24 protein-coding genes and 1 pseudogene are annotated in these 26,711 nt (G+C 68.0%); 3 read left to right on the top strand and 22 right to left on the bottom strand.

Translation table 11 applies throughout. The annotated features are described in order from the left end of the window. Positions 1 to 54: 54 nt before the first annotated feature. From E5CHR_RS31720 to E5CHR_RS10925, 19 genes and pseudogenes are all read right to left on the bottom strand, one after another. Positions 55 to 222, bottom strand: a pseudogene (locus E5CHR_RS31720) (CoA-transferase); the annotation flags it as partial. Further along, on the bottom strand, positions 219 to 1,046 hold the full coding sequence (locus E5CHR_RS11010; RefSeq protein WP_162583680.1) for a sulfite exporter TauE/SafE family protein: 828 nt from the start codon (positions 1,044 to 1,046) through the stop codon (positions 219 to 221). The pseudogene E5CHR_RS31720 and the gene E5CHR_RS11010, both read right to left, overlap by 4 nt. A 13-nt stretch (positions 1,047 to 1,059) precedes the next feature. Further along, positions 1,060 to 2,703 (bottom strand): 3-(methylthio)propionyl-CoA ligase, encoded by a 1,644-nt coding sequence (locus tag E5CHR_RS11005; protein WP_162579707.1) that lies wholly within the window; start codon positions 2,701 to 2,703, stop codon positions 1,060 to 1,062. Between the two features lie 23 nt (positions 2,704 to 2,726). Further along, positions 2,727 to 3,701, bottom strand: coding sequence for an NAD(P)H-dependent flavin oxidoreductase (locus E5CHR_RS11000; RefSeq protein ID WP_162579706.1), 975 nt, complete (start codon positions 3,699 to 3,701; stop codon positions 2,727 to 2,729). Continuing rightward, positions 3,698 to 4,684 (bottom strand): alpha/beta fold hydrolase, encoded by a 987-nt coding sequence (locus E5CHR_RS10995; RefSeq protein ID WP_162579705.1) that lies wholly within the window; start codon positions 4,682 to 4,684, stop codon positions 3,698 to 3,700. Before E5CHR_RS10995 ends, E5CHR_RS11000 begins: the two co-directional genes overlap by 4 nt. Beyond that, positions 4,681 to 5,094 carry a VOC family protein gene (locus E5CHR_RS10990; RefSeq protein ID WP_162579704.1) on the bottom strand — a complete coding sequence of 138 codons (414 nt, stop codon included), beginning with the start codon at positions 5,092 to 5,094 and terminating at the stop codon, positions 4,681 to 4,683. The genes E5CHR_RS10995 and E5CHR_RS10990 overlap by 4 nt, the downstream gene beginning before the upstream one ends. Continuing rightward, the gene (locus E5CHR_RS10985) at positions 5,094 to 6,692 is read right to left on the bottom strand and encodes an FAD-dependent monooxygenase (protein ID WP_162579703.1); all 1,599 of its coding nucleotides are present in this window, start codon (positions 6,690 to 6,692) and stop codon (positions 5,094 to 5,096) included. Before E5CHR_RS10985 ends, E5CHR_RS10990 begins: the two co-directional genes overlap by 1 nt. A 46-nt stretch (positions 6,693 to 6,738) precedes the next feature. Then, positions 6,739 to 7,518 (bottom strand): alpha/beta fold hydrolase, encoded by a 780-nt coding sequence (locus tag E5CHR_RS10980; RefSeq protein ID WP_162579702.1) that lies wholly within the window; start codon positions 7,516 to 7,518, stop codon positions 6,739 to 6,741. Positions 7,519 to 7,529: 11 nt separating this feature from the next. Then, positions 7,530 to 8,495: a tripartite tricarboxylate transporter substrate binding protein gene (locus E5CHR_RS10975; RefSeq protein WP_162579701.1), complete on the bottom strand. Its 966-nt coding sequence runs from the start codon at positions 8,493 to 8,495 to the stop codon at positions 7,530 to 7,532. A gap of 120 nt (positions 8,496 to 8,615) precedes the next feature. Then, positions 8,616 to 9,539 carry a LysR family transcriptional regulator gene (locus E5CHR_RS10970; RefSeq protein ID WP_162579700.1) on the bottom strand — a complete coding sequence of 308 codons (924 nt, stop codon included), beginning with the start codon at positions 9,537 to 9,539 and terminating at the stop codon, positions 8,616 to 8,618. A 31-nt stretch (positions 9,540 to 9,570) separates the two neighbouring features. After that, positions 9,571 to 9,960: a VOC family protein gene (locus tag E5CHR_RS10965; RefSeq protein ID WP_162579699.1), complete on the bottom strand. Its 390-nt coding sequence runs from the start codon at positions 9,958 to 9,960 to the stop codon at positions 9,571 to 9,573. After that, complete coding sequence (locus tag E5CHR_RS10960) at positions 9,957 to 11,597, bottom strand: FAD-dependent monooxygenase (RefSeq protein ID WP_162579698.1); 1,641 nt, start codon at positions 11,595 to 11,597, stop codon at positions 9,957 to 9,959. Before E5CHR_RS10960 ends, E5CHR_RS10965 begins: the two co-directional genes overlap by 4 nt. 31 nt (positions 11,598 to 11,628) lie before the next feature. Then, complete coding sequence (locus E5CHR_RS10955) at positions 11,629 to 12,627, bottom strand: Bug family tripartite tricarboxylate transporter substrate binding protein (protein WP_162579697.1); 999 nt, start codon at positions 12,625 to 12,627, stop codon at positions 11,629 to 11,631. A gap of 171 nt (positions 12,628 to 12,798) precedes the next feature. Beyond that, entirely contained in the window at positions 12,799 to 13,416 is a 618-nt protein-coding gene (locus tag E5CHR_RS10950; RefSeq protein WP_162579696.1) for a TetR/AcrR family transcriptional regulator, read from the bottom strand. A gap of 140 nt (positions 13,417 to 13,556) precedes the next feature. Beyond that, entirely contained in the window at positions 13,557 to 15,233 is a 1,677-nt protein-coding gene (locus tag E5CHR_RS10945; RefSeq protein WP_162579695.1) for an acyl-CoA synthetase, read from the bottom strand. A gap of 7 nt (positions 15,234 to 15,240) precedes the next feature. Then, positions 15,241 to 16,572, bottom strand: a complete 1,332-nt coding sequence (gene fahA / locus E5CHR_RS10940) for a fumarylacetoacetase (RefSeq protein WP_174255713.1) — start codon at positions 16,570 to 16,572, stop codon at positions 15,241 to 15,243. After that, positions 16,572 to 17,387: a cyclase family protein gene (locus tag E5CHR_RS10935; RefSeq protein ID WP_162579694.1), complete on the bottom strand. Its 816-nt coding sequence runs from the start codon at positions 17,385 to 17,387 to the stop codon at positions 16,572 to 16,574. The genes fahA and E5CHR_RS10935 overlap by 1 nt, the downstream gene beginning before the upstream one ends. 16 nt (positions 17,388 to 17,403) lie before the next feature. Next, the gene (locus E5CHR_RS10930) at positions 17,404 to 18,387 is read right to left on the bottom strand and encodes a Bug family tripartite tricarboxylate transporter substrate binding protein (protein WP_232062034.1); all 984 of its coding nucleotides are present in this window, start codon (positions 18,385 to 18,387) and stop codon (positions 17,404 to 17,406) included. A gap of 10 nt (positions 18,388 to 18,397) precedes the next feature. Further along, positions 18,398 to 20,110: a CocE/NonD family hydrolase gene (locus E5CHR_RS10925; protein WP_162579693.1), complete on the bottom strand. Its 1,713-nt coding sequence runs from the start codon at positions 20,108 to 20,110 to the stop codon at positions 18,398 to 18,400. 117 nt (positions 20,111 to 20,227) lie between these two features. On the opposite strand from E5CHR_RS10925, the gene E5CHR_RS10920 reads away from it, so the two are divergent. Next, a complete protein-coding gene (locus tag E5CHR_RS10920) occupies positions 20,228 to 20,887 on the top strand; it encodes a TetR/AcrR family transcriptional regulator (RefSeq protein ID WP_162579692.1) in 660 nt (219 codons plus the stop codon). 126 nt (positions 20,888 to 21,013) lie between these two features. Here the strand turns inward: E5CHR_RS10920 and E5CHR_RS10915 are convergent, their stop codons facing one another. Beyond that, positions 21,014 to 22,915 carry an acyl-CoA synthetase gene (locus E5CHR_RS10915; protein WP_162579691.1) on the bottom strand — a complete coding sequence of 634 codons (1,902 nt, stop codon included), beginning with the start codon at positions 22,913 to 22,915 and terminating at the stop codon, positions 21,014 to 21,016. Between the two features lie 537 nt (positions 22,916 to 23,452). Between E5CHR_RS10915 and adh the strand changes: the two genes are divergently transcribed. Both adh and E5CHR_RS10905 read left to right on the top strand, forming a co-directional pair. Continuing rightward, positions 23,453 to 24,973 (top strand): aldehyde dehydrogenase, encoded by a 1,521-nt coding sequence (gene adh, locus E5CHR_RS10910; RefSeq protein ID WP_162579690.1) that lies wholly within the window; start codon positions 23,453 to 23,455, stop codon positions 24,971 to 24,973. An 11-nt stretch (positions 24,974 to 24,984) separates the two neighbouring features. Then, positions 24,985 to 25,368, top strand: a complete 384-nt coding sequence (locus E5CHR_RS10905) for a DUF779 domain-containing protein (RefSeq protein WP_162579689.1) — start codon at positions 24,985 to 24,987, stop codon at positions 25,366 to 25,368. A gap of 37 nt (positions 25,369 to 25,405) precedes the next feature. Here the strand turns inward: E5CHR_RS10905 and E5CHR_RS10900 are convergent, their stop codons facing one another. Further along, positions 25,406 to 26,248, bottom strand: coding sequence for a transporter substrate-binding domain-containing protein (locus E5CHR_RS10900; RefSeq protein ID WP_162579688.1), 843 nt, complete (start codon positions 26,246 to 26,248; stop codon positions 25,406 to 25,408). A 9-nt stretch (positions 26,249 to 26,257) separates the two neighbouring features. Then, positions 26,258 to 26,683 (bottom strand): cytochrome c-550 PedF, encoded by a 426-nt coding sequence (pedF, locus tag E5CHR_RS10895; protein ID WP_232062284.1) that lies wholly within the window; start codon positions 26,681 to 26,683, stop codon positions 26,258 to 26,260. Positions 26,684 to 26,711 lie beyond the last annotated feature (28 nt).

The following is a 26,711-nucleotide window of genomic DNA, read 5'->3' as shown; positions in this document are numbered from 1 at the left end:
ATGCGGAGCGGCGATCCGTTTGTCCGCCACGCCCTCTCGGTCGTAGCCCGCGTTGTTGGAGATCACCGTCAAGTCGCGCACGCCGCTGTCCAGCACCGCATGCAGCAGATCGACCGGCAGGACCGCGCTGCCGAATCCGCCGACCCTCACGGTGTCGCCCGACGCGATGCCGGCCAGCGCCGCCGATGCGCTGTCTTGCCCTTGTGGATCATGGTTCGTCATGCGGCGTGCCAGGTCGCGATGCCCTTGTAGAGCATGTACGCCGCCAGCCCGTACAGCACCGCGGCGAACACCCGCTTGAGCACCTTGACGGGCAAGGCGTGCGCGGCGCGCGCGCCCAGCGGCGCGGTGGCGATGCTGCAGGCGGCCAGCACGGCCAGCGCCGGCAGCCAGATGTAGCCGAACGAGGCCGCCGGCAGATCGGCGACACCCTGCCCCGCCACCACGTAACCCAGCACGTTGGCCAGCGCGATCGGAAAACCCAGGGCCGCGGAGGTCGCCACCGCGCTGTGAATCGCGACGTTGCACCACGTCATGAACGGCACGCTGATGAAGCCGCCGCCGGCGCCGACCAGCCCCGAGAGAAAACCGATGGCGCCGCCCGCAGCGATCTGGCCTCCGCGACCCGGCATCTGACGCGTGGGCTGCGGCTTGCGGTCCAGGAACATCTGCGTGGCCGAGAAGCTCACGAACAGGCCGAAGAACACGGCCAGCCAGCTGCCCTTGACGTGCGCGAACACGCCCATGCTGCTCACCAGGCTACCGACGACGATGCCGGGTGCAAGGCGGCCGACGATGTCCCAGCGCAGCGTGCCGCGCTGGTGGTGCGCGCGCACGCTCGACACCGACGTGAACACGATCGTGGCCATCGAGGTGGCGATCGCGATCTTCACGGCCAGCGCGGACGAGACCCCGCGCCCCGCCAGGATGATGGTGATGAAGGGCACCATCAGCATGCCGCCGCCGATGCCCAGAAGGCCTGCGAGAAAGCCAGTGGCGACGCCCAGAGCCGCAAGCTCGGCCAGGGCCAGTGGAGACAGTCCCATCATGCGAGCCTCCTCATGCGTCCACGGCCTGCAGGCTGGGCAGCTGGTAGCCTTCGAGCTGTTCCCTCAGCCTGGCCTTGAGCATCTTGCCGGTGGCGCCCAGCGGGATGGCATCGACGAAAACCACGTCGTCGGGCATCTGCCACTTGGCGATCTTGCCCTCGAAGAACCGCAGCAGCGCCTCGCGCGTGAGCTGCGCGCCCGGCTTCTTCACGACCACCACGATGGGCCGCTCGTCCCACTTGGGGTGGCGCACGCCGATGCATGCGGCCATCTGCACGGCCGAATGCGCCATCGCGATGTTCTCGACGTCGATGGAGCTGATCCACTCGCCGCCCGACTTGATCACGTCCTTGCTGCGGTCGGTGATCTGCATGAAGCCGTCGGCATCGATGGTGGCCACGTCGCCGGTGGGAAACCAGCCGTCGACCAGCGGATCGCCGCCCTCGCCCTTGAAGTACTCGCGCAGCACCCATGGGCCCTTGACCAGCAGGTTGCCGAAGGTCATGCCGTCCCACGGCAGCTCGGCCCCGTCCGGACCGACGATCTTCATGTCCACGCCGAACAGCGCGCGGCCCTGCTTGAGCAGGATCTTGGTCTGCTCCTCGCGCGGCAGCGCATCGTGCTTCTTCTTGAGCGTGCACACGGTGCCCAGGGGGCTCATCTCGGTCATGCCCCAGCCGTGCAGCACCTCCACGCCGTAATCGTCGCGGAAGGCTTCGATCATCGCGGGCGGGCACGCCGAGCCGCCGATGATGGTGCGCTGGAGCGTGGAAAAGCGCAGGCCGTCCGGCTTCATGTGCGCCAGCAGCATCTGCCACACCGTCGGCACGCCGGCCGCGAAGGTCACGCCTTCGGCCTCGATCAGCTCGTACACCGACTTGCCATCGAGCTGGCCGCCAGGGAAGACCACCTTGCAGCCCGTGAGCGCCGCCGAATATGGCAGTCCCCAAGCGTTGACGTGGAACATCGGCACCACCGGCAGCACCGAGTCGCATGCCGACAGGTTCATCACGTCCGGCAGCGCCGCGGCGTAGGCGTGCAGGATTGTCGAGCGGTGGCTGTACAGCGCCGCCTTAGGGTTGCCGGTGGTGCCGCTCGTGTAGCACATGCTCGATGCGGAGTTCTCGTCGAACGAGGGCCACGCATAGTCGGTGGGCTGCGCGCCGATCCAGGCCTCGTAGCTCACCAGGTTGGGGATGCCGCTGTCGGCCGGCAGCCGGTCGGCGTCGCACAGCGCCACGTACTGCCGGATGCCGGGGCAGCGCGCGTGCATGGCCTGCACCATCGGCAGGAAGCTCAGCTCGAAGCACAGCACCTGGTCCTCGGCGTGATTCGCGATCCACATCACCTGGTCGGGGTGCAGGCGCGGGTTGAGCGTGTGCAGCACGCGGCCCGAGCCGCTGACGCCGAAGTACAGCTCGAGGTGCCGGTAGCCGTTCCACGCCAGCGTGGCCACGCGGTCAGAGAACTGCAGGCCCATCGCGTCCAGCGCGCGCGCGACCTGGCGCGAGCGCCGCGCGCAGTCGGCCCAGCGATAGCGGTGCAGGTCGCCCTCCACGCGGCGCGAGACGATCTCGCCGTCGCCGTGGTGGCGCTGCGCGAACTCGATCAGCGAGGAAATGAGCAAGGGTTGGTTCTGCATCAGACCCAGCATGGGCGTGTCTCCGAAAGAAAGGGTTAGTCGAACACGCGGGCCAGGCGCGTGCGCACGAGAGTGCGTGCTTCGTCCATGATCCGCGCCACGAGCTCGGCCACTGACGGGAGGTCGTGGATCAGCCCCGCGGCCATGCCGCAGCTCCACGCGCCCGCGTCCACTTGGCCTTCGTGCATGACCTTGGGGTAAACGCCGGCCACCAGGTCGGCGATGTCGCTGAACTGCACGCCGGCGCCGATGCGGCGTTCGCGCGCGATCAGCTCCTCGACCGCGGGGTTGGACAGTACGCGCTCGGTGTTGCGCAGCGGCCGCATCACCAGGCGCGTGTCCAGCTCGGTGGCGCGCACGATCGCGTTCTTGACGTTCGGGTGCACGGGCGCCTCCCGGGTGGCGAGAAAGCGCGTGCCCATGTTGACGCCCGCCGCCCCCAGGGCCAGCGCCGCGACGAGCGAGCGCCCGTCCACCATGCCGCCCGAGGCGATGAAGGGCACCTTCAACTCGTCGGCCGCGCGCGGCAGCAGGATGAAGTTGGGCACGTCGTCCTCGCCGGGGTGGCCGGCGCATTCGAAGCCGTCCACGCTGATGGCGTCGCAGCCCAGGCTCTGCGCCTTGAGCGCGTGCCGCACCGAGGTGCACTTGTGGATGACCGCCACGCCCGCCTCGTGCAGCGTCGGCAGCACGCTTTCGGGGTTGCGGCCCGCGGTCTCTACGATCTTCACGCCGCCTTCGATGATGGCGCGCACATAGCCGGGGTAGTCCGGCTGGCGCACGGAGGGCAGGAAGGTGAGGTTCACGCCGAAGGGTTTGTCGGTGCGCTCACGGCACTGTCGGATCTCGGCCGCGAGCGCCTCGGGCGTGGGCAGCGTGAGGGCCGTGACCATGCCCAGCCCGCCGGCGTTGGAAACGGCCGCGGCCAGCGGCGCCAGGCCCACGCAATGCATGCCGCCTTGCACGATCGGATGCTCGATGCCGAAGAGTTCGGTGATTCGCGTTTTCATGTCGTAAGGCTCTCGGGTGAAGGCACGGCAGCCAGGAAATCGCCGCAGGCCTGCACCCACAGCCGCGCGGCGCGCACGGTGCCGTGGCCGGCGGTCTCGCGGCTGCCGGGGATCAGCAGCTGGCGGCCATGGGCCAGGCGCGCCATCGCGCTTTCGGTGGCGCCGAGCTCGGGCGGGTTGCGCTCGTCGTCGGCCGAGTTGATGGCGAGCACGTGCGCGCGAATGCTTTCGAGCGCGGGCGACGGGTCGTAGTCGCGCGAGGCGTCGTACTGGTACAGCAGGTCGTCGGCGTCGGTCTCGAAGGGCTGCGCGCGCCGGGCCGCCAGCCATCGGTCGGCGGCCTCGACGTCGGGCGCCGCGGCCTGCAGCGCGAGCGTGCCGCCATTGGTCGCGACGTTGAAGAACTCCCACGCGCGCCGGGCACTGGCCGGGTCGCTGCGAACCTGGTCGACGAGCAGGCGGCGCAGCAGCCAGTTGCGCCCGCCCATGGCCACGGGCGACGATGCCAGCGGCACCAGCGCGTCCATGAACCGCGGATGGCGGATGCCCCATTGCCACGCGTGCATGCCACCCATGGAGATGCCGAACACCAGCCGCAGATGGCGCAGGCCCAGCGCCTCATGCACCACGCGGTACTGCCCCTGCACCATGTCTTCGTAGTTGTAGCGCGGGAAGCTCCTGCGCAGCCCGTCGGAGGGTTTGGCGCTGCGGCCGTGGCCGATCGCGTCGGGCAGCACGATGAAGTGCTCCGCGGCGTCGAGCACACCGCCGGAGCCGAACAGCGCGCCGCCGAATTCCTTCGTCAGCAGGCCCGCGCCATGCCCACCCGTGCCGTGCAGCGCGAGCACGGGCTTGCCCTCGGGGTTGCCCAGGACGGTGTAGCCCAGGCGCAGTTCGGGCACGGTCTCGCCGGTGTGGAAGCGAAAGTCGCGTGCGATGAATTCGCGCGTCACCGGCACGCGCCACTCGGGGGCTTCGTTCATGCGACGGTTCCTGCTTCCGAGGTTTCCGCGGTGAGATCGAAATTGAGTTCCACCGTCAGGCCCAGCGGGTCCTGCAGAAACACCTGGTAGAGCGAGGTGCCCGTGAGCGGCGTCTCGCGGAAGGCCACGTCGGCGGCACGCAGGGCCTCGCGCGTGGACGCCAGTCCGGTCGCCTTCAGCGCGATGTGGTCGACGGGCCCCACGGACTGCGCGTGGGAGGTCTGCAGCAGCGCATTGAGGTGCAGGATCGCGTGCCCGCCCGCGTAGAGCCAGTGGCCCGGGTGGCGCAGCGCGGGCCGGTAGCCCTCCTTCAGGCCCAGCGTGCGCGTGTAGAACGCCAGCAGCGGCGGGAGCTCCTCGACGGTGCAGCCGATGGTGAAGTGATGGATGGTCGAGACCGCGACGGCCATCAGCTGCTCCGCGAAAGAATCGCGTCCAGCGCGGCCTGCAGCGCCTGCGCCGGGTGGTCCGCTGCCGACGTCGAGCGCCAGCCGACGTGGCCGTCCGGGCGCACCAGCACGGCGCCGTCTTGCTGCAGCCCGTAGACAGCGAGCCAGCGCCCGTTCTCCTCGCTGCGCAGCGCCTCGCCGATCACGATGCTTTCGACTTGCACGGCCAGCGTGCCCGCGGCGTCGCGCCAGGCTACGCCTTGCGGCGCCGTCAGCAGCACGAAGCCGCGGCCGAACAGGTCGAGCGTGGACAAGCGCTGGCCCGACTTCGTCAGCGCCACGTGCGGGGCGCGGCAGCCCGGCGCGGCGCTGGGCACGTACTCGAGGATGGGGTCGCCTGCCGGCGCGGCGCCGCCCTCGGGCACGACCGCGCTGGACGCGTAATGCGCGCCGAACACCAGGCCGATCTCGGCCAGAAACTCCTTGCGCGGCAGCACCGCCTTGTCCTGCTTCGAGGTGCGGCCCATCGAGAGCGCGTTGAGCAGGCTGGACTGCGTCACGGCTTCGCCCACGGGGCGGCGCTCGGGATCGTAGGTGTCCAGCAAGGCCTCACCCGCTTCGCCGCGCAGCACCGCCGCCAGCTTCCACGCCAGGTTGTGCGCATCCTGCACACCGGTGTTCAGGCCGAAGCCGCCGGTGGGCGGCATCTCATGCGCCGCATCCCCCGCGAGGAACACGGGCCCGGCGCGGTAGCGCTCGGCCACCATGGCCGAAGCCTTCCACGCGCCCACGCCCAGCACCTCGATGGGCACCTGCTTGTCGTCCACCGCGCGGCGGATGATCTCGATGCAGAACTCGGGCGTGAACTGCTCGGGCGTGAAGCCGTAGTGCGACAGCGAGGTGACGAGGAAGCCCCAGCGGTCCGTTCCGTTGATGGTAAGGAAGGTCCCGCGCAGCTCGGGCTGCTCGATCAGGTAGAGCGCCGCGGGGCGATCGGCCATCCAGGGCGTGAGGTCGGCGCGGAAGTGGATGTTGACGCTGTCGTAGACGTCGGGCTCGCCGCGCCGCGCGATGCCCAGCTGCTCGCGGATCTTGCTGCGCGCGCCGTCGGCCGCGACCAGGTAACGCGCCTTGACTTCTTCCTGCTCGCCCGACTCATGGCGGACGGTGGCGCGCACGCCTTCGTCCGAAGGGGTGAACGACAGCAGCTCGGTGCCGAAGCAGACCTGCGCCGCGCTCGCGGCCTCGGCGCGGCGGCGCAGCACCGGTTCCAGCACGTCCTGCGAGCAGCCCAGGTTGCCCGACACGGAGAATGAAACCGCCTCGCCATGCCCCCTCGGCGCCTCCAGGCGCTTGATGACGGGGCCGCCGAGCGTCTCGGACCAGAGCACCGCGCCCGCGAACTTCTGCGGCATGCTCACGGCGCGGATCTCCTCCTCCAGGCCCATCTGCCGGTACATCTCCATCGTGCGCGCATTGAGCGCACGGGCCTTGGGCAGCACGGCGGTGCCCGGGTGCCGCTCCACCAGCAGCGAACGGATGCCGAAGTGCGACAGGTAGATGGAAGCGGTCAGGCCCACCGGGCCGCCCCCCACGATCAGAACGGGAACATCAATCATCGAAGCATCTCCAGGCGCGCCTTGCGCCGAAGGTCATCCAGGAAATTCAAACGAGGAACTCGCGCAGGTGCGAGGCCACTTCCTTGGGCGCCTGCGCGACGCTCAGGTGTCCCACGCCGGGCAGCAGCACCGTCCGCACGGCCCCGCCGACGCGGTCCTTCAGCGACAGCGTCAGTTCGGCGGGCACCAGGCGGTCGGCCGTGCCGGCCATCACCAAGGTGGGCTGCGCGATGCGCGAGAGGTCCAGGTCGGGCAGGTCCCCCACCGCCGCCGCCCGGCGGTCGGAACGCGCCGAACGCGCTGGCGCCGACTTGAAGTACGCGCGCGCGTCCGGATGCGCCTGAAGGTAATCCGCCGGAAAGAAGATCTCCGCCATCTGTTCTGCCGTGGCCGGCAGGCCGGCGCGCAGGCGCCCGAGCGCCTGCACGATCTCCGGGTTGGCGCTCGCGAGCGACACCGATGAAGGCCAGGTGCTGGCCAGCACGAGGCGGCGCACCGCGGAGCCATGGCGCACCGCCAGGGCCTGCGCCACCCGCCCGCCGAAGGAGGTGCCGAACACGAAAGCCGACGCATGGCCCAGCGCTTCGAGCAGCGCGCGTGCATCGTCGGCCAGCTCGGCGAGCGTGGGTGCGACCTCCGGGGCCGTGGTTTCGCCGCAGTCGCGCTGGTCGTAGGTGATGACGGTGTAGCGGTCACTGAGCTCCGGCCGGATGGCGGCGAACTGGCGCCTGCTGCCCTCGGCGCCGTGCAGCATCACGAGCGGTGGCCCGGAGCCCTCGACTTCGACTGCGGTGCGCGTTCCGCGCACATCGATGAAAGTCGTCAAGGTGCTTCTCCTCAAGCGCCGAGCTCGATGCCCAGCGGCGGCAGCACGCGGCGATAGCGCTCGATCTCGCTCGTCACGTACGCCTCGAACGCGGCGGGCGGCAACGCTTCCGGCTCGCCCCCGCTCTCGCGCATGTACTTCTCGATCGCGGGCGCCTTGGCCACCTTGGCCAGCGCGGCGTAGACCGATTGCACCGCCGCCGGCGTCATCCGGCCCGGCCCCCACACACCGCTCCAGGCAGGGATGTCCTGCACTTTGTAGCCCGCCTCCGCGAAGGTCGGCGTGTCGGGCAGCAGCGACGAGCGCACGTCGCCCGAGATGCCCAGGGCGCGCAGCTGCCCCGAGCGGATCTGCTGGGCGGCCAGCGACGGCGAGACGAAGGCCGAATCCACCGTCTGCGCGATCAGGTCCGTGAAAGGTGTGCCCTTGAAGGGGATATGCAGCAGATCGACGCCCACGCCCTTGCAGAACAGCGCGCCGATCACGTGCGTCGTGTTGCCGATGCCCGAGGAGCCGTAGGTGACCCGGCCCGGCCGCTTCATCGCGTCGGCGACGAAGTCGTGCAGCGTCTTGTAGGGCGACTTCTCGCTCACCAGCAGCGCGAACCCCGAGGCTCGCGTGACGCGCGAGATGGGCGTGAAGTCCGCGACCGGATCGAACGGCAGCTTCTTCATCAGCACCGCATTGGTGGTGAAGCCGCCTGTCGTGTAGAGCACCGTGTTGCCGTCGGGCCGCGCGCGCGCCACTTCGAGCGCGCCGATCACGCCGCCCGCGCCGGCCTTGTTGTCCACCACGACCGCACGCCCGGTGCCGGTGGTGATGGCGTCGGCCAGCACGCGCGCCAGGATGTCCGCTCCGCTGCCCGCGGAAAACGGCACGACCATGCGAAGCGGCGCCTGATCCGCGGCTCGCGCGAGATGGGGGGCGAGCGCCGCGGCGGCCGCGCTCGCCAGAAAGAATCTTCGGTCGTACATCATGGCTTGTCTCCTTGCTTGCCTGCAGTCGTTGGAACGGCAGGAGGTTAGGTTTGCGGCGCGTTCACGTCCAAGTGAATCGGCTGATTCGTTCGATAACCGGGCGGCATCGGGCGTGCGCTTTCAGGACAGCTCGGCATTCGGCCACCGGCCTTCCCGCACGTGCCGCTCCACCACCATGCGCATGACGCTCATCACGCCTTCGGTTGCGCGCGAGGCCGGCCGGTCCGACGCGCGCGCGATCACGCGCTGCAGGGCCAGTGCCTCGATCGGCACGGCGCGCAGCCGCTTCGCCTGCGCGTCCTCCTGCACCGCCGCGGCGAAATGCACCGCCAGGCCCACACCTTCGAGCACGAGCCTGCGCGCGACCTCGGCGGTCTGCACCTCCACCACGTGCCGCAGCTCCACCTTGGCCCGCGCGGCCGCCAGCTCCAGCTCGAGCCGCACGCCGGACTTGACCATGCCGGTCAGCACGAGCGGCACGCCCGCGAGCTCCCGCACGGCCACGCTCGCCTGGTTCAGGCGCGGATCGTCAGGCCGGCCGATCAGGCAGATGCGCTCCTTCAGCAGCGGCACCGTGGTGAGGTTCGAACGGTCGACGGGCTCGATGAGGAAAGCGACGTCCACTTCGCCGTCGGCCAGCAGCGCCTGCAGCGAAGGCGCGAAGCCCTCGAAGATGCGCAGCCGCACTTCAGGCAGGTTCTGCATCACCGCCTTGGTCAGCATCACCGACAGCTGCTGCGCGAGCCCCGGCGACATGCCGATGGCCACCGGCCCCCGCGGCTCGCGCTGGCGCGCCTGCAGGTCCGACTTCATCTGCTCCGCATAGCGCAGCAGGAACATCGCGCGTTCGAGCAGCAGCCGCGCCTCGTCGGTGGGCGCCGCGCCGCGCGCGTGGCGTTCGAACAGCTTCACGCCCAGTTCCTCCTCGAGCAGCCGGATCTGGCGGCTGAGCGCGGGCTGCGTGACGTGCAGCACGCCTGCGGCGTTGCCGTAATGCTGCTGGGTGGCGAGCGCGACGAAATAGCGAAGTTGGCGAAGGTCCATTCAGGCACTCTAGCGACGCGAGCCGAAGCGCTCAGGGCTTCACGTCGAAGGTGAGTTCGATCTTCGAGCCCACCGGGTCTTTCAGGAAGATCTGCCGCAGCGGCCAACCTGGCACCGGCAGTTCCTCTAGCGGCAGGCCGAGCGCCCTCACCCGCTGGCGCGTGGCGGCGATGTCCGTGCCGTGCAAGGCCACGTGGTCGAACCCGCTGCCCGCCGCCTGCGTGGCCGTGTCGCCGTCCGGCACGATCGCCGCCAGGTGCACGACCGCGGTGTCGCCGACGTAGAGCCAGTACCCGGGGAACTCGAACCCGGGCCGCGGCCCCGTGCGCATGCCCAGCACGTCGCAGTAGAAGGCACGCACTCCTTCGAGATCCGCCGGGCGGCAGCGGATGGTGAAGTGATGGATGCCGAGGACATTCATGATCTTGCCGCCGGCGCGAGGACCTTGCCCAGCGCCGCGGTCACTTCAGTGGCGGCATCCTGCGGCAGCCATGCGGCGCGATAGCAGACGTGGCCGTCGGGGCGCACCAGCGCCGCCCCGCGCATGCCCATCTGGAAGCCCTGCGAAGGAATGGCCAGCGGCAGTTGCCGGAAGTGGACGGCCACGCCGGCTGCTGCGGCGGCGCGGGCTGCCACTTCGTTCCAAGCGTGTCCGAGCGGCCCTGCGACCAGCACGAACTCGCGGTCGAACCAGTCGAGCGTGGAGTGCTGCCGCGCGGCATCCAGCCACATGTGCGGAAAGCGCGAACCGGGCCGGTCGCTCGGATCGTAGAAGCGCGGATTGAGCGGTTTGGCGGCGGTGCCGTCCGGCACGACTGCGTCGCTCGCGTAGCTGAAGCCCAGCGACTGGCCGATGCTGTGCAGGTGGTTGTCCGAGTCGCCGATCCAGAAGGCGATGCGGTCCTCGTTGCCCGAGCGGATCGCGTCCTCCACCAGCTGGTAGCGCTCGCGGTTGGCAAAACTGAAGTTCGCGTTCGATTCGGCCACGGGGCGGCGCTCGGCCTCGTACGAGTCGAGCAGATGATCGCCCGCCAGCCCCTTGAGCACGTAGGCGAGCTTCCACGCCAGGTTGTGCGCGTCCTGCACTCCCGAATTCAGTCCGAAGCCACCCGTGGGCGGGAAGCGGTGCACCGCGTCACCCGCCAGGAACACGCGGCCGCGGCGGAATTCCTTGGCGACCTGGCGGCTCACGCGCCAGGTGGAGCGATTGAGGATCTCCACCTCCAGGTCGCGGATGCCGGCGTGCGCGCGCACCATGGCGATGACTTCGTCGTCGGTCGGCACGTGGTCGCGCTCGTCCTGCGTGAGGCCGATCTGCGTCAGCGTGAGCCAGCGGTCGCGGCCGTTGGTGTTCAGGATGGTGGCCACCGGCACGCCCTCCTGTTTCGGCAGCACGCGGAACATCGCGGCCTCGCGCGCGACGCGCAGGCGCGAAAGATCGGCACGCCAGTAGTCGTTGGCCATGACGGCGAGCGTCGAGGGGCCGTCGAACTCGATGCCCAGCTTGCGGCGCACCGAGCTGCCGGCGCCGTCGGCCGCGATCAGGTAGCTGGCCTGCCAGCGGCGCTCTTCGCCGGTGGACACGTTGCGCGTCGTCACCGCCACGCCGCCGCCGAGATCCTCGAAGCCGAGGCACTCGGTGGAGAACAGGACCTGTCCGTGGCGCGACTCGCGCGCCAGCGCATACAGCTCCTCTTCCACCGCGTCCTGCGCGACCAGCGACTTGCGCGCCGGCGTGAAGGCAGCGGCGCTGGGCTCGGGCGTGGTGCGGCCGATCTCGCGCCCGGCCATGCTTTCGACGAAGGCGAAGATGTCGGTGCCGTCGTTCAGCCCGCGCGCGCGGATCTTGTCTTCCACACCCCACTGGCGGAACAACTCCATGGTGCGCGGCCAGCAGCCGCGCGACTTGGGATGGTTGGTGGTGGACGGGTTGCGCTCGACGACGACGAAGGGCACTTCGAAGCGATCGAGCAGCACCGCCATGGCGAGGCCGACGGGCCCGCCGCCGACGATGAAGACCTGCGTGTCTTGTGTGGAGGAGGAAGGAGAGGAAGTCATGGCATTCGGGAGTTGAAAGGTGGGGCCGGGGTCAATCCAGCTTGATGCCCAGCGGCGTGATGTCGCGGCGGTAGCGGCGCAGCTCGTCGGCGTTTTCCGAGGCGAACTGCTGTGGCGGCACGTTGGTGACGATGACGCGCGAGCCCTTGGCCCACGTGGTGTATTCGGGCTGGCGCGAGGCCGCCACCACGTTGGCGTAGAGCGACTGCACGAGCGCTGCGGGCATGCGGGGCGGGCCGTACAGGCCGGTCCAGGCGGGGATGTCCACGTCCTTGACGCCCAGCTCGGCGAGCGTGGGCACGTTGGGCAGCTCCGGCACGCGGCTCGGCCAGCTGATGGCCAGCGCGCGCATCTTCCCGTGGTCGATGAACTCCTGCGCGCCGGAGGTGTTGAACCAGGTGAGGTCGATGTGCCCGCCCATCAAGTCCTGCAGCGGCGAGCTCTTGAAGGGCACGTGCAGCAGGTCGACGCCGGCGGAGCGGGCGAACAGCGCGCCGACCAAGTGCGTGGTGTTGCCCGGCCCGAAGGAGCCGTAGCTCACCGTCCCGGGCTTGGCCTTGGCTTCGCGCAGCACGTCGGCGACGGTCTTGAAGCGCGACTCGCTGCGCACCAGCAGCGCGAAGCCCGGCGAGGTGGCCAGCTGCGTGATGGGCGTGAAGTCGCGCAGCACGTCGTAGGGCAGCTTGGAGTACAGCACCGCGGTGGTGTTGTGCCCGCCGGTGGTGAACAGCAGCACCGAGCCATCCGGCTTGGCGCGCGCGACTTCCGCGCTGCCGATGATCCCGCCCGCGCCGGGCTTGTTGTCCACGATGTGGTTGCGCCGGGTGGTGGCGCGCAGGCATTCGGCGAGCACGCGCGCGCCGGCATCGATCGGGTTGCCCGCGGGGAAAGGCACGACGATGCGCACGGTGTCGTCCTGGGCGAAGGCACCGCTGCCCAGCATGGATGCGGCCACCGACGCGCCTGCCTGGCGCAGCCAGGTTCGGCGGCCGGAATCGAGGGCGCGGGAAAGGGACGGGGCTCGGTGCATGGTGTCTCCAGCAGTTGGCTTGACTCGGTAACGCGACATTTGCTGCGTTAATGGTTGCATTGTTGTCGGTCAAGAAGGCTGCGCAATCTAGGGAAAGCACCTATCTCCGACGAGCGTGGATGAACTTCTCGCGGGCAGCGCCGAGAGGCACGGAAGCGTGGAAAGCGCGGCTCAGCGGCGCTTGGCCGTGGGCGCAGACGGCAAAGTGCCGTCGAGGAGCCGTTCGAGGAAATCCGGCGTGACCGGACGGCGGCTGAGGAAGGTGCGGATGTAGATCGGGCCGATCGCCCGCTCGATGATCTCGCCGGTGTCGGTGTCGTGCGAGATCTCGCCGCGCGCCAACGCGCGGTCGAAGACGGCTTGGTGCCGCTCGGTGCGCATGTGCCACAGCGCGTTCTGCACGCTGTCGCTCTCCGCCGTATTCGGTCCGAAGGCGATGGCGAACAGCGCCTTGCTGGCTGGCTGCGTGACGAACACCGCCACTTCTTCCACGATGCGCAGCAGGTCGGCGCGCAGCGAGCCCAGGTCCGGCATCGGGATCGCCTCTTCGATGTGGTGGATCGCCGCGAAGGTGATCAGGTCGGTTTTGGTCTGCCAGCGGCGATAGATCGACGACCTGCTGACGCCCGAGCGCACGGCCACCTTTGGGATCGAGAAGGCGCCGAGGCCCGATTCGGTAAGCTCGCTCATCACCGCGTCAGCCACGGCCGCCATCACGCGGGCACTGCGGCCGCCGGTGCGCCGGCGCGGTCCAGCCGCCGGGGCATCGGTTCGGGGTGGCTGGCTCATCGAAGGCGGACAACTTGCATCGGGTGGCCGATTATGAGGTCGTGCGCGGTGCGCTCCTGGCAGCGGCCACTAGCGACTCGGGCTGGGCAAATAAAGCAAGTGCCGCCACTTCGGGCGACAACAGCTCTCCCACGGGTCCGCTACTGGTCGGAGTCTCGTGCCGCACCTTCGGAAGCCGTGATCGCTTCGACCGAGCCCGCCCGGGCACGCAGTTCGAATTTCTGGATCTTGCCGGTCGACGTCTTGGGCAGTTCACCGAAGACCACCGTCCGCGGGACCTTGAACGCGGCCAGGTGCTGGCGGCAATGCGCCACGATGTCGGAGGGCGTCAAACTCGCCCCGGCCTTGAGTTCGACGAAGGCGCAGGGCGTCTCACCCCACTTCTTGTCCGGCATCGCAACGACCGCCGCCGCGAGCACGTCGCAGTGGCGGTAGATCACGTCTTCCACCTCGATGGAAGAAATGTTCTCTCCCCCGGAGATGATGACGTCCTTGCTCCTGTCCTTGATCCTGATGTAGCCATCGGGATACTGAACCGCGAGGTCGCCGGTGTGAAACCAACCGCCGGCAAACGCTTCCTGCGTTGCCGCCGGGTTCTTCAGGTAGCCTTTCATCGTGATGTTTCCGCGGAACATGACCTCACCGATGGTCTCGCCATCGGTGGGTACCGGCCTCATGGTGACGGGGTCCATCACCGTCGCGGCCCGCTGCAGGTGATAGCGCACGCCTTGTCGGGCGTTCAGCTGCGCGCGCTCACCGATGTCGCGGTCGTCCCAACTGTCGTGCTTTGCGCAGACAGTCGCCGGACCGTACACCTCGGTCAGGCCGTAGACATGCGTCAGGTCGAAGCCGAGACGCTCCATGCCTTCGATCATGGAGGCCGGAGGCGCCGCACCGGCCACCATCGCCTTCACGCCGCGGGGCAGGCCTTGCGTCTTGTCCCGGGGCGCGTTCACCAGCATGCTGTGCACGATGGGCGCGCCGCAGTAATGCGTCACGCCATGGCGCTTGATCGCGTCGATGACCGCATCGGCATGGACCCTGCGCAGGCAGACGTTGACGCCGGCGCGCGCGGCCACCGTCCAGGGGAAGCACCAGCCGTTGCAGTGGAACATGGGCAGCGTCCACAGGTACACCGCATGCTTGGGCATGTCCCACTCGAGAACGTTGGAGACGGCGTTCATGGCCGCGCCGCGGTGGTGGTAGACGACGCCCTTGGGATTGCCCGTCGTGCCGCTGGTGTAGTTCAGGGCGATGGCATCCCACTCGTCTTGCGGCCACTCCCACGCATACGCCGGGTCTCCCTCGGCCACGAGTTCTTCGTACGTCAGCTCACCCACGCGCTCGGCCGCTTCGTTGAACTGCGCATCCTCCGCATCGATCACGAGCAAGGCATCGCGGCTTTTTCGCAGCGAGAGGGCGTGCTCGATCCCGCCGGCGAACTCGGGGTCCACGATCAGGGCCTTGGCCTCGCCGTGGTCCAGCATGAAGGCGATGGTGGCGGCGTCGAGGCGGGTGTTGAGCGCATTGAGGACGGCGCCGGCCATGGGCACGAAGAAATGCGCCTCGACCATCGCGGGCGTGTTGGGCAGCATGACGGCGACGGTGTCGTTGCGGCCGATGCCCCGGGCCCGCAGCGCGCTGGCAAGTCGCCGGCACCGCTCGTAGGTTTCGGCCCAGGTGCGCGTGAGCGGACCCTGGACGATGGCAACGCGCTGCGGGTGGACCTCGGCCGAGCGCTCGAGGAACGCGAGCGGCGTCATCGGCGCGTGATTAGCGGGCGTGCGCGGCAGGTGCTGGTCGAAGATGGAGGTCATGCTCTGCTCACGCGTGATCCAGATCGATGGAAGGCAGCACTTCGCCACGGCATTCGCCGAAGCCGACGCGCGCCGCCCCCGGCTTTTCGCACCAGCCCTTGAACACCACGCAGTCGCCGTCCTCGAGGAAGTGGCGCACTTCGCCGGTGCCCGGCAACGGGACCTCCCGGGTGCCGCCGACACTCAGTTCGACCAGCGCGCCGGCCTCGCCCGGTGTGGGGCCCGAGATCGTGCCGGTGCCCATCAGGTCACCGCTTTGCACGTTGCAGCCGCCGACCGTGTGCTGAGTGAGCATCTGCGCCACGGTCCAGTACTGGTGGCGAAAGCTCGTCGCGCAAATGTTGTCACCGGGCAGGTCCCGCTCACGGTGCCGGCGGGTCTGCAACAGCACTTCGAGCTGCACGTCGAGGCTGCCCGCCGCGCGGTCGGCGGTGTCGTCCAGGTAGCGCAAGGGCCGCGGGTCTCCTTCGGGGCGCTCGAAGGGGACGCGGAACGGTTCGAGCGCTTCCATGGAGACGATCCACGGAGAGATGCTGGTGCAGAAGTTCTTGCCGAGGAAGGGCCCCAGCGGGTCCATCTCCCAGAACTGGTGGTCGCGCGCCGACCAGTCATTGAGCAAGCACACCCCGAAGATGTGGTCACGTGCCCGTGCGAGCGGAATGGGCTCGCCGAGCGCGGTGCCGGGGCCCACGAAGAAACCCATCTCGAGCTCGAAGTCGAGCCGTCGGCACGGACCGAACGCCGGCACCTGGCCCGCCGCCGGCCGTGACTGGCCATTGGGCCTGCGAAAAGGCGTTCCGGACAAAACGAGGCTCGACGCACGCCCGTGGTAGGCAATCGGCAGCCACTGGAAGTTGGGGGTCAGAGGGTCTTCCGGCCGGATCACGCGGCCAACGTTGAGCGCATGGTGCAGGGAGGTGTAGAAATCCGTGTAGTTGCGCACCTGCGCCGGCATCTTCATCTCGGCGTCGACGAGTGGGACGAGGCAGTCGCGGACCTGGGCCTGCGTCGCAGGATCGGTGTCGGCGGACAGCAGCCTGAAAAGCGCGTGCCGCAAGGGCTGCCAGCCAGCCAACCCCATGCCCATGAATGCGTTGAGAGTTTCACCGCCCGCGACGCTGCAGGCCGTCCGTGCGTGCTCGGGCAGCAGGCCACTTGCGGCCAGCTGCGCAAGGTCGACCACCTGGTCACCGATCGCAACGCCCCCGCGGGGCCGCTCCTGCGCGCCCTTGCGGGAGAACACGCCATAGGGCAGGTTCTGCAGCGTGAAGTCGCAGCCGGGCGCCTGCGCGGCGGCGACCCAGCTGCGGGTGGTGGGGTCATGGGTGAAGTTCGACATCAGGCTTGCTTGTGCTTGGGCATCAGCGCGTCGTCGAAGATGGCGACCGCACGCGTCCAGCCCGCCGAGGCGCCGCGGATCTTGTGCGGGAAGCAGCTGATGTAGAAGCCGTCCGCCGGCAGCGATTCGAGCTTGTGCAGCTTCTCGAGGTGGCAGTAGCCGATGTCGCGTCCCGCCTTGTGTCCTTCCCAGATCAGGGAAGGGTCGCGCGTGGCCTCGTACTTCTTCGCCGTGTGCACGAAAGGCGCGTCCCAGCTCCACGCGTCCGTTCCGGTCAGCCGCACGCCACGTTCCAACAGGTACATGGTCGCCTCGTAGCCCATGCCACACCCGGCAGAAAGGTAGTCCGCTTGGCCGTATCGGTCGCCTGCACGCGTGTTGACCACCACGATCTCCAGAGGTTGCAGCGTGTGCTGGATGCGCTCCAGTTCCACCTCGACCTCCCGGGCCGTGACGACGTGGCCGTCCGGCAGATGCCGGAAGTCCAACTTCACGCCCGGCTGGAAGCACCACTCCAGCGGAACTTCGTCGATGGTCGTGGAGCGTTCGGCCTGGCCCAGCGCCTTGTTCATCGTGCTGTGGAAGTGATAGGGCGCGTCGAGGTGCGTGCCGTTGTGCGTCGAGAGCCGCACGGTTTCGGCCGCCCAGCCTTCGCCATCGGGCAGATCGCCCTTGCGAAGTCCGGGGAAGAACGCGGCGATCTGCTCCGGCGAATCCTGGTGCGTCACGTAGTCGATGTGCGGCGCGAAGGCGGGCGGATCACTCAGGACGCCGTTCTCCAGGTAGATGGACAGGTCGATGAAGCTGCGGGGCATGGTGTCCTTCGGCTACTCACTCGATGGTGATGTTTCGGGCCTTGACCAGGGCGCCCCAGGTCCGCTTCTCCTGGCGCACCATGTTCGCCATGGCATCGACGCTTGCGCTCATGGGCTCGCTGCCCGTCTCGGCGATCAGCTTCTGCACGTCGGCCGCCTGCGTGATGCGCGTGACCTCGGCGTTGAGCCTCTGGACGACCTCGTTCGGCACGCCGGCCGGCGCCCAGATGCCATGCCAGCCCACGACGGCGACGGCGGGATAGGTTTCTGCAATGGTCGGCACGTTGGGCAATTGCGCATGGCGGCGGCCGCCGCTATAGGCGATCGCGCGGACCTTGCCCGAGGCGATCATGGGAATGGCCGTCGCGGAGGGTTCGACACACAGCGGAAGCTGCCCGGACACCACGTCGACGAGCGCCGTGCCTTTGTACGGCACATGCAGCATCTTCACGTTGGCGCTCTGGTTGAACAGTTCCATGATCAAGTGCAGGAAGCTGCCCACGCCGTTGGTACCGTAGCTCAGTTGGCCCGGGTGGGCGGTGGCGTAGTCGACGAGTTCCTTCACCGTCTTGAACGGCACGGCGTTGTTCGCCACGATGAAGGCACCTTGCGACAGCAGGGGCGTCACGGGCCGCAGATCCTTCTCTGGGTCGAAGCCGAGCTTGTGATAGATCCAGGGATTGACCGTGAACGAACTCGAGACGGTGTACAGGAACGTGTAGCCGTCCGGGGCAGCCTTGGCCACGACATCCGACGCGATGTTTCCCGCCACACCGGGCCGGTTCTCGATGATCACCGGCGCATTCAGCGCCTTGGCCAGCCGCTCCGAGTAGATGCGGTTGTAGGTATCGGGCGCAGTTCCCGGCGGCGCCATGTTCACGAACTTGATGGTTCGCGACGGCCACGGCTGCTGCGCAGACGCGCTCTGCCAGGGCTGCAGGGTGGCCGCCGCGCATGCGGCGGCGGCGCGGACGATGATTGCGCGGCGTTGGAGGGCCATGGGATTTCCTTTACGGTCTGGCGGGCACGATGGGCAGCAACAGGAAAGACGGATGGGCCCCGCCGGTGTGGATCGTGATCTCACCGCCGAAGCGCTCCGGGGTCCGGTCTTCGGGGTGGTCGTGCAGGAGAACGGAAGAGCCCCGCATGGGCTTGCCGTAGATTTGCGGCCAAGGCCCCGGGAGGTCATGCTGGAAGTCCGTGCTGCCCACCGTCAACACCAGCCGCCAGCCCTTGGGGAACACGAACGACATCGGCCAGATCTCGATCTGCAGTTCGTAGATCTGCCCGGGTTCGAGAAACTGCAGTTCGTCATGCGGGTGCCAGGGCTGCCACGGTTTCGACTTCACCGGGTCCAGCTTGCGATGGGAGGCGCGCAGCCAGCCTTGCGCCAGCGGCGCATTGAGCTCGGAAGCCGCGACGATGAGATGCTCCTTGCCGGCCGTGTCATAGGCGCGGACGGTCACGAAGAGGTCGGCGTCCTTGGCGGTTGTCGAGACATGCAGCGTGGCCGCCAGCGGCCCCGTCACTTCCGTCTCCTGCTCGAACGGGGCGGTGCTGAAGTCGACCTTCCCGTCCAGGCCGTCGATTCGCGCTTGCCCGTCCACGCCGGAGGGCTCGCTCTTCAGGCGCAACGAGGCCGCATCCAGGTAGCTGCGCGTCCACTGCGTCCGCGCCAAGGGCCACTCGTGCTCCGCGCGTTGAACGAAGCGGTCGACGTGCCGCACCAGCATGCTGATCGGCGGCTGCTGGTCCCAGCCGTTGTCTTCGCCCTTGAGGAAATGGTCGAAGAAACGTTTCTGCAGGGCGACGCCGTAGTCTGTGTAGAACTCCGTCCAATGCTCGCGACCGTGGAGTTCCATCCACTTCTGCTTGGACCCGGCCCCCAGCCAACCCTGGACGTTGCCACGCAAGTGGACACCGTGGCCGCCCCAGTTGCCGCAGGAAAGCACCGGCACCTCGATCGCGGCCAGGTCCGGGGTGCGTTCCTTGTAGTAGCTGTCGGTGATGAGTTCCGCCGACAGCAATTTGCCCGGGATATCCACCCCGTTGGCGAGCAACTCATCTTCGCTCAAGTCGTCGGGCCCGGCGATGGAAACCCCCGTGTTCGGATTGACCCGGGCGCGCGAACCCAGCCCGTTCTGGACGTTGGCGATCTGGTTGGGATACCAGTTCATCAGGAAGGTATTGAGGATGCCCCCGTGCCGGCACGCGTCGCGGTACATGTCGGTGTAACCCTCGAACGGGCAGATGGCCGCCAGATGCCTGGGCCGCCGGGCGGCCACCTGCCACTGCGTGCTGGCGTAGTAGGAGACCCCCGCCAGGCCGATCTTTCCGTTGCTCCACGGCTGGGCGGCAGCCCATTCGATGCATTCGCAGAAGTCGTCGATCTCGCGGGGCGACCAGCAGTCGAGGACTCCGGGCGAACGGCCGGCGCCTCGCGAATCGACCCGCACGCACGCGTAGCCGAAGGGCACCCACCGTTCCGGGTCGACGGTCTCCCAGTTGGCATAGCGGCCCGAGCTGCCACGCAAGACCTCGGGATAGTCGGAGGTCAGGCCCTTCCACTGCATCGGGAAGCCTTCCCCGAAGTGCAAGCCCTTGGCGTAGGGGCCGTGCGACATCAACACGGGAAAAGGGCCTTCGCCGTCGGGACGGAAGATGTCGGCGCGGACGATCGAGCCGTCGCTGGTTGTGATCTCGACATCCCAATCGATCTTCATCTCGGACTCCTTAAAGCGGTCGTATCAAACACGTGTTTAATGTAGGTGTCGCGGCCCCATGGAGCACTTCGTGCAAACCCTAGTCGCTCGTTTGAAACGGTTGTTTAAACTTCGGGAATGAAGAATCGAAAGGAACCTGTGCCCGCACAGGCTGGGGGCGATGCGCGCGAGAGGATCCTCGTCACGGCGGAGCTTCTCTTCGCCAAGCAGGGCGTGGACAAGACGTCCACGCGCGACATCACGGCGGAAGCGGGCGTGAACGTGGCTTCGATCAATTACTACTTCCGCTCCAAGGAAGCGCTGGCCGAAGAGATCTTCATGCGGCTGGCGCAGCGGGTCACCGTGCTGCGGCTCGCGGATCTGTCCAGGTACATGGACGCGGCGAGGGAGAGCAAATCGTCACTGCGGCTGGAGGACCTGATCGATTGCTTCCTCAGGCCCTATTTCGCGCCGGGCTTGCACGGCGCCCTCCTCGCGCGCTTCATCATCCAGCACAGGCTGCATCCCAGCGAAATGACTCGCCGGGTGTTCGTGCAGTACCTGGACCCATTCGCCATGGAATTCATCGACGCGCTGTGCCTGACCGACAAGCGCGTCAGCCGGGTCGAATGGCTCTGGCGGTACAACCTGATGACTGGCACGGTCATGCTGGCGATGACGGACATCGGGCCCGCCAACCGCATGACCGCCTTGTCGAACGGGCAAGCCGATGCCTCTCAAACGGGCGAGCTGAAGCGGCACCTGGCCGGGTATCTTTGCCGGGCCTTGGCGGGTTAGAGCAGGCTCCCCGCCGGTGGGCCGCTGACGGAGCATCACCGACGTGCATCGACCGATGCGCTCGAGTGGCAGCGGCAGTCCGGCCATGCCTGCGATGCGCATGACCCGCGCAACGTTCGCCGCAGCTCAATCCCACACGATCTCATTGCGGAGCGTCAGCGATCCGAGCCGCTGCTTGATCTGGTGGGACAACGACTCACGTGCGTGCAGCGCAGATCCCGCAACGCGGACCGTGATCAGGTTGCCGTGTTCGGCGTGCTGGCTGGCGCTGCAGCGAATGCGCGCCCCTTGAGAGTGGAGCCCGGCCAACAACCGCATCACCGCCCGTTCCGTTGCGTCCAGGCGCAGGGCAGGCTTGAAGACCTTGCCCACGGCCGTGAGGGGAATTGCGTCTGTGAAGTAAATCTGCACCGGCACGGCGGCACGCTCCGGTGTCCGCTCGCGCACAAACGCTGTGAGCGCAGCGGCATCGAGCGCCATGCCGGGCCGTAGCTGCACGAAGGCCACCGGCAGTTCACCCGCGTGCGGGTCCGGCTCGCCAACCACCGCAGCGAGCGCCACGCCCGGATGCTGGAAGAACACTTCCTCGATCGCCGCGGGGTCGATGTTGTGGCCACCCCGGATGATCAAATCCTTTGCGCGGCCCGTGACCCACAGGTAACCCTCTGGATCGATGCGTCCCAAGTCTCCGGAGTTGACCCACTCCGGCTCGATGAAAGCATCGTGGTTGTGTGCGTCGTTCACGTAGCCCGAGAACACCCCGGGCCCCGCCATCGCGATCACGCCGATTTCATTGGGTGCACAGTTACCGGCCGCGCGGCCGTCGCTGCCCAGCTTGACGATGCGGACGCGGCTGTAGGGCAATGCGTGCCCAGCCGAGCCCATTCGCAGCGGCCGGCCTGGGTAAGCGAGGGTGAGCACGCTCGAAGTCTCGGTCATGCCATAGACCTCGTACATGGGCAGGCCAATTTCTCCATAAGCACGTCCGACGGCCAGCGGCACGGCCGACCCGCCCGCCGCCGCACAGCGCAGGCTCAAGATGTCGGCGCCCTTCAACGGGACCTGGACGGCAGCGGCGAGCACCGTGGGCACAGCGGCCAGCACCGACGGGCGGAAACGTTCGACCAGCTTCCAGACATTCGCGAATGCATTGGGCTGGCGCCAGCCCGCTGGCCCCAGGACCACCAGCGAACCGCCGGCGGACAACACGGCCAGCGCCTGGGTCAGCGCGCCGCCCACATGGAACAACGGCAGCCCGAACAACAGGGGATTGCGCTCGAACGGCAGCATCAGCGCCATCGCCCAAGCCTGGTAGACCTGGTTGCCATGGGTGTGCCGCACCAGCTTCGGCACGCCGGTGGTTCCGCCCGTATGAAAGTAGCCCGCCGTGTCCTCGGCTCGAATACTGCGACCGCTAACCAGCCGGTCATCCGCGCACCGCGCGAGCGCGGCGTCGAAATCAAGCGTTCCCAGGGGGTCCAGGCTGTCCCCTCCCACGGTCAGGATCGCCTTCAGTTCCGGCAACTCGTCTTTGATCTGCAGTACCTTGGCATGGATGTCCGACCCCGGCACCGGCCCGAGCGTGACCAGAACCTTGGTCCGCGCGGCACGAAGAATTTCCGCGATCTGGGCTGCTGACAGCATCGGATTCACGGGATTGGCAATGCCCGCTGCCTGCGCGCCGAACACAGCGAAGAACGCCTGGGGCAGCAGCGGCAACAGCACGCTCACGACATCCTCCGGCCCCACCCCCAATTCGTGGAACAGATTGGCCGCCTGCGTGATGCGTGCGAGCATTTGCCGGTGCGAGAGCGCAAGCGGCGTTTCATCGGGGTCTGCGTGCGACAAACAGTGCAGCGCCGGCGAGTCCGGATCCGCCGCCGCACCCAGGCATAGCGCCTCATACGTGCTGCGCGCACCGACGCGAGCGGGATAGGGTGTGCTTTCGAAGGCAGTCACTTCGGCATCGCTTCTCAACATCGGCAGCTCGGCGCCGATGACGGTATCGAGCAGGTGGGCTGGCGTCATGGACGTTTGCATGGTTTGCCTTTTCGGCATTCTGTTCTGGATTGCGCGGCGTGCCTATCCAGTCCTCGCCCGGAGAATGCAACGCGGCCAGGAGGCCTGCGGGTTCGGGCGTCGTGAAGGGCTGCTTCTGGCGGGAAGCAGAAGTCCGCAACGCTCTAAAGAGCACAAAGGTGTTGTGCCTCGATCATCCAATCCTGAATGCGAGCAACCAAGAAGAGCAGCAGGTCCTGCATGAGGGCGAGCCCGCCAAGGCTCTCCGAGGACCACGCGCACACGGTCCGCGGCGCTCCGGCCACAGCGCATGAGCAGCAGCATCGGCCGTCCGGGACGTCACCCTCGTGGCTCAATCTGCAGCAGTCTGCTCCGCGGCGGCACACCTGGCCCGGCCAGCGCCGACCGCCCGTCGCGCCCGTCGCCCCTCAAATCCGTTGCCCGACAAGGACTTGCGCGTTCACACCAGCGGCTGGCACGCACTGGCCCGCCGATTGCGACGTGCTCCATGCGATTCCTTCCCTCAACTTCAACGGAGATGATTTCATGGACATGGCTGAAATGCGCAACCTCGGCATTGCGAACCCCTTCAAGAAGCAGTACGGCAACTACATCGGCGGCCAGTGGGTGGCACCGATCGACGGGCAGTACTTCGACAACCTGACGCCGGTCACGGGCACCGCCTTCACCAGCATCCCGCGCTCCAGCGCCAAGGACATCGAGGCAGCACTGGATGCGGCGCACAAGGCCAAGGCGTCATGGGGACGCACCTCGCCGACCGAGCGTGCCAACATCCTGCTGAAGATCGCCGATCGCATGGAGCAGAACCTGCAGACGCTGGCCGTGGCCGAGACGCTGGACAACGGCAAGCCCCTGCGCGAGACGCTCGCCGCCGACATGCCCCTGGCGATCGACCACTTCCGCTACTTCGCATCCTGCGTGCGGGCCCAGGAAGGCGGCATCAGCGAGATCGACCATGAGACCTACGCGTACCACTTCCACGAGCCGCTGGGCGTGGTCGGCCAGATCATTCCGTGGAACTTTCCGATCCTGATGGCGGTGTGGAAACTGGCGCCGGCGCTGGCTGCAGGCAACTGCGTCGTGCTCAAGCCCGCGGAGCAGACGCCCGCATCGATCCTGGTGCTGATGGAGATCATCGGCGACCTGCTGCCGCCGGGCGTGATCAACGTCGTCAACGGCTTGGGCCTGGAGGCGGGCAAGCCGCTCGCATCGAGCCCGCGCATTGCCAAGATCGCCTTCACCGGCGAGACGACCACGGGTCGCCTGATCTCCCAGTACGCCAGCCAGAACCTCATTCCCGTGACGCTGGAGCTGGGCGGCAAGTCGCCCAACATCTTCTTCGAGGACGTGCTCTCGGCCGACGACGCCTTCTTCGACAAGGCGCTGGAAGGCTTCACGATGTTCGCGCTGAACCAGGGCGAGGTCTGCACCTGCCCGAGCCGCGCGCTGATCCAGGAGTCGATCTACGAGCGCTTCATGGAGCGCGCGATCAAGCGCGTCGAAGCCATCACGCAAGGCCATCCGCTGGACACCGCGACGATGCTCGGCGCGCAGGCCTCGCAGGAGCAGATGGAGAAGATCCTCTCGTACATCGATCTGGGCAAGCAGGAAGGCGCGCAGTGCCTGACCGGCGGCGCGCGCAACGTGAAGAATGGCGACCTTGCGGGCGGCTACTACATCAAGCCGACCGTGTTCAAGGGCCACAACAAGATGCGGATCTTCCAGGAAGAGATCTTCGGCCCGGTGGTGTCGGTGACGACCTTCAAGACCGAGGAGGAAGCGCTGGAGATCGCCAACGACACGCTCTACGGCCTGGGCGCCGGCGTCTGGAGCCGCGACGGCGCACGTGCCTTCCGCATGGGCCGCGGCATCCAGGCGGGGCGCGTCTGGACCAACTGCTATCACCAGTACCCGGCACACGCGGCCTTCGGCGGCTACAAGCAGTCGGGCATCGGGCGCGAGAACCACAAGATGATGCTCGACCACTACCAGCAGACCAAGAACCTGCTGGTGAGCTACAGCCCGAACAAGCTGGGCTTCTTCTGAGCAGTGCGTCCATGAGCGATTCACCAGTCGCTCGCGTGTCCGTGACGCCGGCCGCGCAAGCGCTCATCGAGCGCTTGCGCGCGGCGCACGGGCCGCTGATGTTTCACCAGTCGGGCGGCTGCTGCGACGGCAGCGCGCCGATGTGCTTCGCGCTGGGAGAGTTCATCACCGGCGATGCCGACGTGTGCCTGGGCGAGATCGCGGGCACGCCCTTCTACATGAGCCGATCGCAGTTCGAGTACTGGGAGCACACGCACCTGATCATCGATGCCGTGCCCGGCAACGGTGGGATGTTCTCGCTGGAGCGGCCCACCGGAATGCGCTTCCTCACGCGCTCGCGCCTGTACGGCGATGCAGAATGGCAGGCCCTGCAGGCGCAGGGCCCTCTGCCGTAGCGGGGGCCTGGCCGGAGGGCCTCCGCCAGGCCGGCCTTCAAGGCGCCTGCCAGTTCACCTTGGCGCCTTCGAACAGGCTGCGCAGCTGTCCGCTGCCCTGCAGGTCGTTGATGCCGGCTTGCAGCGCCTGCGCCAGGTCGCTCGCGTCCTTCTTGACCGCCATCCCCACTGCCCAGCCGTCGCGCCGCGCACGCGGGGACGGCAGCGGCGCGATGGCAAAGCGCGAATCGCCGCGCAGCACCGATTCCATCTCCGAGGCGAGCCCGGCAGCCGCGGCGAACTCGCCACGCTGCAGGGCGCGCGCTGCTTCGGTGCCATCTTTCCACTGCGTGGTGAGCTGGTTGCGGTAGGCGCCGCCGTCGGCCCCGATCATCAGCCAGCCGGCCAGCGTCTGGCCCGGCACGGCCACTTTCGCGTCTCCGAGCGCCGACAGGCTGTCGAGATGCGGCAGCTGCTCGAGCCGCCGCGCCAGCACGACGCGTTCGCGGTAGTACGGCGCGAAGATGCGGGCCTGGGGCGTCTCGTCGATGAGCGGCTTGTCCACCGGCACGTGCATCAGCACGTCCGCGGGCCCGAAGCCCAGGTAGTGGCCGCGCCAGACCATGTTGCGCAGGTCATCGCCCATGTTTTCGTCGGCGATGAAGGGCAGCATCGACAGGCGCACGCCCAATGCGCTGGCGAGCGCCTGCGCGAGCTGCACGTCGATGCCCTGGCCGTCGACGTGGAACGGCGGCATGTCCTTGTACAGCGCCACCACGAGCGTGCCGCGCTCGCGGATGCGGTCCAGTGCGCCCGCGCGCGCCGCGAATGCCGGGGCGCCAAGGCCGGCCGCACCCATCCATTGCAGGACGGTGCGGCGTGAGAGATGGGAAGCGCGCATCGTCGCCTCCTACATCGGCTTGTCGCGGCGGGTCTCCAGGTAGGCCTTGATCGACCAGATCGCCTCCTGGTTCATCACGCCCTCGAACGGCGGCATGTACACCGCACCGTTGCGCGTGCGGCCGTGGCGCACGGTCGTCTGGAAGTACTCGTCGATCTCCTTCACGCACGCCGTGCGCTTGGGGGCGTCCTTCTGCGTGGCGCAGTCGTTGTCGATCTTGCGAAGGTCGGGCGCGATGCCACCGGAGATGGCCTCGATGCCGTGGCAGCGCGCGCAGTTCTGGTTGTAGGCGGACGTGCCGATCTTGATGGCCGCGGCATTCCCGCGAAATGGATTCTCGGCCCGCCACTCCTTGCCCAGCGGCGGCAGGCTCGACGTGTCCACCGCCTGCGGCGTGACATCGCCGTGCGCCCAGGCCAGGCCGGCGCAGGCCATGGCCAGGGCGGCGGCGGCCAGTTTCAAT

Origin of the sequence: Variovorax sp. PBS-H4 (assembly GCF_901827205.1) — a bacterium.
Classification (GTDB): domain Bacteria; phylum Pseudomonadota; class Gammaproteobacteria; order Burkholderiales; family Burkholderiaceae_C; genus Variovorax.
The sequence above is the reverse complement of the archived record's forward strand: the minus strand, read 5'-3'. Positions and strand labels throughout refer to the sequence as shown.

Bases quoted from the DNA above. Each gene is read 5' to 3' on its own strand.
- E5CHR_RS10950 (WP_162579696.1), bottom strand. From the start codon at position 13,416: ATGAGCCAGCCACCCCGAACCGATGCCCCGGCGGCTGGACCGCGCCGG.
- E5CHR_RS10915 (WP_162579691.1), bottom strand. From the start codon at position 22,915: ATGACGCCAGCCCACCTGCTCGATACCGTCATCGGCGCCGAGCTGCCG.
- E5CHR_RS10985 (WP_162579703.1), bottom strand. From the start codon at position 6,692: ATGATTGATGTTCCCGTTCTGATCGTGGGGGGCGGCCCGGTGGGCCTG.
- E5CHR_RS10955 (WP_162579697.1), bottom strand. From the start codon at position 12,627: ATGCACCGAGCCCCGTCCCTTTCCCGCGCCCTCGATTCCGGCCGCCGA.
- E5CHR_RS10975 (WP_162579701.1), bottom strand. From the start codon at position 8,495: ATGATGTACGACCGAAGATTCTTTCTGGCGAGCGCGGCCGCCGCGGCG.
- E5CHR_RS10935 (WP_162579694.1), bottom strand. From the start codon at position 17,387: ATGCCCCGCAGCTTCATCGACCTGTCCATCTACCTGGAGAACGGCGTC.
- E5CHR_RS10990 (WP_162579704.1), bottom strand. From the start codon at position 5,094: ATGGCCGTCGCGGTCTCGACCATCCATCACTTCACCATCGGCTGCACC.
- E5CHR_RS10920 (WP_162579692.1), top strand. From the start codon at position 20,228: ATGAAGAATCGAAAGGAACCTGTGCCCGCACAGGCTGGGGGCGATGCG.
- adh (WP_162579690.1), top strand. From the start codon at position 23,453: ATGGACATGGCTGAAATGCGCAACCTCGGCATTGCGAACCCCTTCAAG.
- E5CHR_RS10930 (WP_232062034.1), bottom strand. From the start codon at position 18,387: ATGGCCCTCCAACGCCGCGCAATCATCGTCCGCGCCGCCGCCGCATGC.
- E5CHR_RS10960 (WP_162579698.1), bottom strand. From the start codon at position 11,597: ATGACTTCCTCTCCTTCCTCCTCCACACAAGACACGCAGGTCTTCATC.
- E5CHR_RS10945 (WP_162579695.1), bottom strand. From the start codon at position 15,233: ATGACCTCCATCTTCGACCAGCACCTGCCGCGCACGCCCGCTAATCAC.
- E5CHR_RS10965 (WP_162579699.1), bottom strand. From the start codon at position 9,960: ATGAATGTCCTCGGCATCCATCACTTCACCATCCGCTGCCGCCCGGCG.
- E5CHR_RS11010 (WP_162583680.1), bottom strand. From the start codon at position 1,046: ATGGGACTGTCTCCACTGGCCCTGGCCGAGCTTGCGGCTCTGGGCGTC.
- E5CHR_RS11005 (WP_162579707.1), bottom strand. From the start codon at position 2,703: ATGCTGGGTCTGATGCAGAACCAACCCTTGCTCATTTCCTCGCTGATC.
- E5CHR_RS10905 (WP_162579689.1), top strand. From the start codon at position 24,985: ATGAGCGATTCACCAGTCGCTCGCGTGTCCGTGACGCCGGCCGCGCAA.
- E5CHR_RS10925 (WP_162579693.1), bottom strand. From the start codon at position 20,110: ATGAAGATCGATTGGGATGTCGAGATCACAACCAGCGACGGCTCGATC.
- E5CHR_RS10995 (WP_162579705.1), bottom strand. From the start codon at position 4,684: ATGAACGAAGCCCCCGAGTGGCGCGTGCCGGTGACGCGCGAATTCATC.
- E5CHR_RS10900 (WP_162579688.1), bottom strand. From the start codon at position 26,248: ATGCGCGCTTCCCATCTCTCACGCCGCACCGTCCTGCAATGGATGGGT.
- E5CHR_RS10970 (WP_162579700.1), bottom strand. From the start codon at position 9,539: ATGGACCTTCGCCAACTTCGCTATTTCGTCGCGCTCGCCACCCAGCAG.
- fahA (WP_174255713.1), bottom strand. From the start codon at position 16,572: ATGTCGAACTTCACCCATGACCCCACCACCCGCAGCTGGGTCGCCGCC.
- E5CHR_RS11000 (WP_162579706.1), bottom strand. From the start codon at position 3,701: ATGAAAACGCGAATCACCGAACTCTTCGGCATCGAGCATCCGATCGTG.
- pedF (WP_232062284.1), bottom strand. From the start codon at position 26,683: ATGGCCTGCGCCGGCCTGGCCTGGGCGCACGGCGATGTCACGCCGCAG.